Raw genomic sequence first — 5,464 nt, forward strand, 5'->3', positions numbered from 1 at the left:
TGTCTAACATTATATATTATATAGAAAAAAATGTTTTTAGATACAATATTAAGTATATTAAATATTAAATAGATTATACACAGGTTATACACAGGTTATACACAGGTTATACACAGGTTATACACAGGTTATACACAGGTTATACACAGGTTATACACAGGTTATACACAGTATAATATATCTAATATCTCGATATTTTTATAAAAAAATTATTATCTATTTAATATATACATATACATTTAGAAAAAGTTAAATTCATATAATTTACATTTTTTTACATAATTTTTTTCTATTAATTTATTTTTTCATACGTAACCAAAGTAATGTCTGATACAGTAATGTTGATCCCATTGGGGTTAAAATAGATTCTGGATGAAATTGGAATCCACATATACGATCACGATTATGTTTAACGGCCATAACCGCCGTATAATGATATGCATTAACATTTAAAGAGGATGGAATAGAAGTACACAATAACGAATGGTATCGTGCTACCAACAGAGGATTAGGAAGGTTAAAAAACATATCTTTTTGATCATGTAAAATAGGAGATGTTTTACCATGCATCGGTTCTGATGCTAAATCAATAGTACCACCATACGACTGAACAATAGCTTGATGGCCTAAGCAAATACCTAATATTGGAATTTTTCCTTTTATCAGATCAATTAATTCTAACATGCATCCAGAATTATTAGGTGAACCAGGACCTGGAGATAAAACAATAATCGGATTCTGCATACACTCTATAGCAGATATTAAAACAGATAAAGGGGTATAATTTCTATATATTGAAACTATTTGTTTAAATGATCGTAATGAATCTACTAAATTATAAGTAAATGAATCTAAATTATCTAATAAGAGAATATTAGACATAATAGTCTCCTTTTTTAAAGTGCTGATGTGCATGAAAAATAGATTGTAAAACAGATTGTGCTTTATTTTTACCTTCCTGTATTTCATCTTCTGTAATTGAATCATATACAATTCCCGCTCCAGATTGTATAGAAGCAATATTATTTTTAATGAATGCAGAACGAATAATGATACATGCATCAAAAGATCCTTTTCCAGTAAAATATCCAATAGAACCACCGTATACCCCTCTTCGTACCGATTCATATTGAGCAATTAACTGCATAGCACGTAATTTCGGTGTACCGGTTAATGTACCCATATTCATGCAAGACTGATAAGCATGAAAGATATCGAATTGTGGTTGTAAAATTCCTGTAACACGTGATACTAAATGCATGACATGAGAATATTTTTCTACTTGCATTAATTGAGATACATAGCGACTTCTAGTTAAACAAACTTTTGCTAAATCATTACGTGCTAAATCCACTAACATTAAATGTTCAGATAATTCTTTTTGATCAGTACGTAGAGATAATTCAATACGATTATCTAAATCTAAATCAATCTCACCATTCTTATATAATCCGCGAGGACGTGTGCCTGCAATTGGATGCAGAGCAATAATTCGACTATCTGCATTGTATTTTAAATAACTTTCCGGAGATGCTCCTAATAATGTAAATTGTGTGTCTTGCATAAAAAACATATATGGACTAGGATTAGTATCCTTTAAAATACGATATACAGATAGGGGATGTGTACACGGAGAATAAAATTGACGTGAAGGAACAACCTGAAATATTTCTCCTTTTTTAATAAAAAAACGCATATTATTAATGATTTGCCCGTATTCTACATCACTCATATTACTCGTTACATTTAATTTTTTTTTAGATGCTAATGGAATGGATAGAAAGTTATTCTTTTTTTGTAAAATCGCATATAAATTTTGCATACGTGTGTACAATCGCTTTCTTTCTGTTGTAGATGAGGAAAACAGATGTGTCTGTACAACAGCTGTTTTTTTTTGATGATTAATATCAATCATTGATTCTGCTAAATAAAAACAGAAATCTGGACAAACACTCTGTTTATTTTTTTGTACTATATCTTCAAATGAATAAATTAAATCATATGAAAATAATCCACCAAAAAATAGTGTTGATAAAGATCCTGAATCTATCTGTACAGCTTGTATTAACCAACGAAAGCAATCAAAAACAGAAGATAGCATGAGTCGTTTATCTTCTTCTATATATAATGATTCTTTTAAAAAATAGATGACACGTTCATATTCTTTTTTAAATACTGTAATAGTATTAGGAATAATATTATCTAATAAAGTCAATAAAAATTTTCCATTTTCTGAAAGAGCATACAAAATAACCTTGTTATTAATTGCAATTATACGAAGAGCACTATCAATAATAATTTTACTATCTCTTTTCTCATTATTTTTGTTTTCAGACGATTCTAACAGTAATGTATTCATTTTGTTGAAACATAATCTATAAAAAATTTCCGCTGGATTAGAATGATATCGTATATTTTTTTTCCAAATCTCTATTTTATAAGATCTACTCATATTTACCCTATTTTTTTCATAATTATTTTTTAATTGAAATAAAAAAAGTTTATATATTCTTTATTTTTTTATTTATATTGCAAGATTGTATATTTATTTATAACAAAATATTTATTATTATAGTTATTTTTATTTATATATATATTTATTATATATAAATAATTATACTTAATTATATATAATAGTTATTTTGCATCTATCTATATTAAACATATTTTATATATTTTGTATATTGTCTAACATTATATATTATATAGAAAAAAATGTTTTTAGATACAATATTAAGTATATTAAATATTAAATAGATTATACACAGGTTATACACAGGTTATACACAGGTTATACACAGGTTATACACAGTATAATATATCTAATATCTCGATATTTTTATAAAAAAATTATTATCTATTTAATATATACATATACATTTAGAAAAAGTTAAATTCATATAATTTACATTTTTTTACATAATTTTTTTCTATTAATTTATTTTTTCATACGTAACCAAAGTAATGTCTGATACAGTAATGTTGATCCCATTGGGGTTAAAATAGATTCTGGATGAAATTGGAATCCACATATACGATCACGATTATGTTTAACGGCCATAACCGCCGTATAATGATATGCATTAACATTTAAAGAGGATGGAATAGAAGTACACAATAACGAATGGTATCGTGCTACCAACAGAGGATTAGGAAGGTTAAAAAACATATCTTTTTGATCATGTAAAATAGGAGATGTTTTACCATGCATCGGTTCTGATGCTAAATCAATAGTACCACCATACGACTGAACAATAGCTTGATGGCCTAAGCAAATACCTAATATTGGAATTTTTCCTTTTATCAGATCAATTAATTCTAACATGCATCCAGAATTATTAGGTGAACCAGGACCTGGAGATAAAACAATAATCGGATTCTGCATACACTCTATAGCAGATATTAAAACAGATAAAGGGGTATAATTTCTATATATTGAAACTATTTGTTTAAATGATCGTAATGAATCTACTAAATTATAAGTAAATGAATCTAAATTATCTAATAAGAGAATATTAGACATAATAGTCTCCTTTTTTAAAGTGCTGATGTGCATGAAAAATAGATTGTAAAACAGATTGTGCTTTATTTTTACCTTCCTGTATTTCATCTTCTGTAATTGAATCATATACAATTCCCGCTCCAGATTGTATAGAAGCAATATTATTTTTAATGAATGCAGAACGAATAATGATACATGCATCAAAAGATCCTTTTCCAGTAAAATATCCAATAGAACCACCGTATACCCCTCTTCGTACCGATTCATATTGAGCAATTAACTGCATAGCACGTAATTTCGGTGTACCGGTTAATGTACCCATATTCATGCAAGACTGATAAGCATGAAAGATATCGAATTGTGGTTGTAAAATTCCTGTAACACGTGATACTAAATGCATGACATGAGAATATTTTTCTACTTGCATTAATTGAGATACATAGCGACTTCTAGTTAAACAAACTTTTGCTAAATCATTACGTGCTAAATCCACTAACATTAAATGTTCAGATAATTCTTTTTGATCAGTACGTAGAGATAATTCAATACGATTATCTAAATCTAAATCAATCTCACCATTCTTATATAATCCGCGAGGACGTGTGCCTGCAATTGGATGCAGAGCAATAATTCGACTATCTGCATTGTATTTTAAATAACTTTCCGGAGATGCTCCTAATAATGTAAATTGTGTGTCTTGCATAAAAAACATATATGGACTAGGATTAGTATCCTTTAAAATACGATATACAGATAGGGGATGTGTACACGGAGAATAAAATTGACGTGAAGGAACAACCTGAAATATTTCTCCTTTTTTAATAAAAAAACGCATATTATTAATGATTTGCCCGTATTCTACATCACTCATATTACTCGTTACATTTAATTTTTTTTTAGATGCTAATGGAATGGATAGAAAGTTATTCTTTTTTTGTAAAATCGCATATAAATTTTGCATACGTGTGTACAATCGCTTTCTTTCTGTTGTAGATGAGGAAAACAGATGTGTCTGTACAACAGCTGTTTTTTTTTGATGATTAATATCAATCATTGATTCTGCTAAATAAAAACAGAAATCTGGACAAACACTCTGTTTATTTTTTTGTACTATATCTTCAAATGAATAAATTAAATCATATGAAAATAATCCACCAAAAAATAGTGTTGATAAAGATCCTGAATCTATCTGTACAGCTTGTATTAACCAACGAAAGCAATCAAAAACAGAAGATAGCATGAGTCGTTTATCTTCTTCTATATATAATGATTCTTTTAAAAAATAGATGACACGTTCATATTCTTTTTTAAATACTGTAATAGTATTAGGAATAATATTATCTAATAAAGTCAATAAAAATTTTCCATTTTCTGAAAGAGCATACAAAATAACCTTGTTATTAATTGCAATTATACGAAGAGCACTATCAATAATAATTTTACTATCTCTTTTCTCATTATTTTTGTTTTCAGACGATTCTAACAGTAATGTATTCATTTTGTTGAAACATAATCTATAAAAAATTTCCGCTGGATTAGAATGATATCGTATATTTTTTTTCCAAATCTCTATTTTATAAGATCTACTCATATTTACCCTATTTTTTTCATAATTATTTTTTAATTGAAATAAAAAAAGTTTATATATTCTTTATTTTTTTATTTATATTGCAAGATTGTATATTTATTTATAACAAAATATTTATTATTATAGTTATTTTTATTTATATATATATTTATTATATATAAATAATTATACTTAATTATATATAATAGTTATTTTGCATCTATCTATATTAAACATATTTTATATATTTTGTATATTGTCTAACATTATATATTATATAGAAAAAAATGTTTTTAGATACAATATTAAGTATATTAAATATTAAATAGATTATACACAGGTTATACACAGGTTATACACAGGTTATACACAGGTTATACACAGGTTATACACAG

General features: G+C 26.6%; 4 protein-coding genes. All 4 read right to left on the bottom strand.

The genetic code is table 11. The features are described 5' to 3' along the window. Positions 1 to 297: 297 nt before the first annotated feature. The 4 genes from BUCICURV3402_RS02075 to BUCICURV3402_RS02090 all read right to left on the bottom strand — a co-directional run bounded on the left by BUCICURV3402_RS02075 (position 298) and on the right by BUCICURV3402_RS02090 (position 5,093). On the bottom strand, positions 298 to 882 hold the full coding sequence (locus BUCICURV3402_RS02075) for an aminodeoxychorismate/anthranilate synthase component II (RefSeq protein ID WP_154029443.1): 585 nt from the start codon (positions 880 to 882) through the stop codon (positions 298 to 300). Next, complete coding sequence (locus tag BUCICURV3402_RS02080) at positions 875 to 2,452, bottom strand: anthranilate synthase component 1 (RefSeq protein WP_154029444.1); 1,578 nt, start codon at positions 2,450 to 2,452, stop codon at positions 875 to 877. The genes BUCICURV3402_RS02075 and BUCICURV3402_RS02080 overlap by 8 nt, the downstream gene beginning before the upstream one ends. Before the next feature lie 486 nt (positions 2,453 to 2,938). Next, on the bottom strand, positions 2,939 to 3,523 hold the full coding sequence (locus tag BUCICURV3402_RS02085; protein WP_154029443.1) for an aminodeoxychorismate/anthranilate synthase component II: 585 nt from the start codon (positions 3,521 to 3,523) through the stop codon (positions 2,939 to 2,941). Beyond that, entirely contained in the window at positions 3,516 to 5,093 is a 1,578-nt protein-coding gene (locus BUCICURV3402_RS02090; RefSeq protein ID WP_154029444.1) for an anthranilate synthase component 1, read from the bottom strand. Before BUCICURV3402_RS02090 ends, BUCICURV3402_RS02085 begins: the two co-directional genes overlap by 8 nt. Between the last annotated feature and the right edge of the window lie 371 nt (positions 5,094 to 5,464).

Source organism: Buchnera aphidicola (Cinara curvipes), from assembly GCF_900698915.1.
Taxonomy (GTDB): Bacteria; Pseudomonadota; Gammaproteobacteria; order Enterobacterales; family Enterobacteriaceae; genus Buchnera_F; species Buchnera_F aphidicola_AY.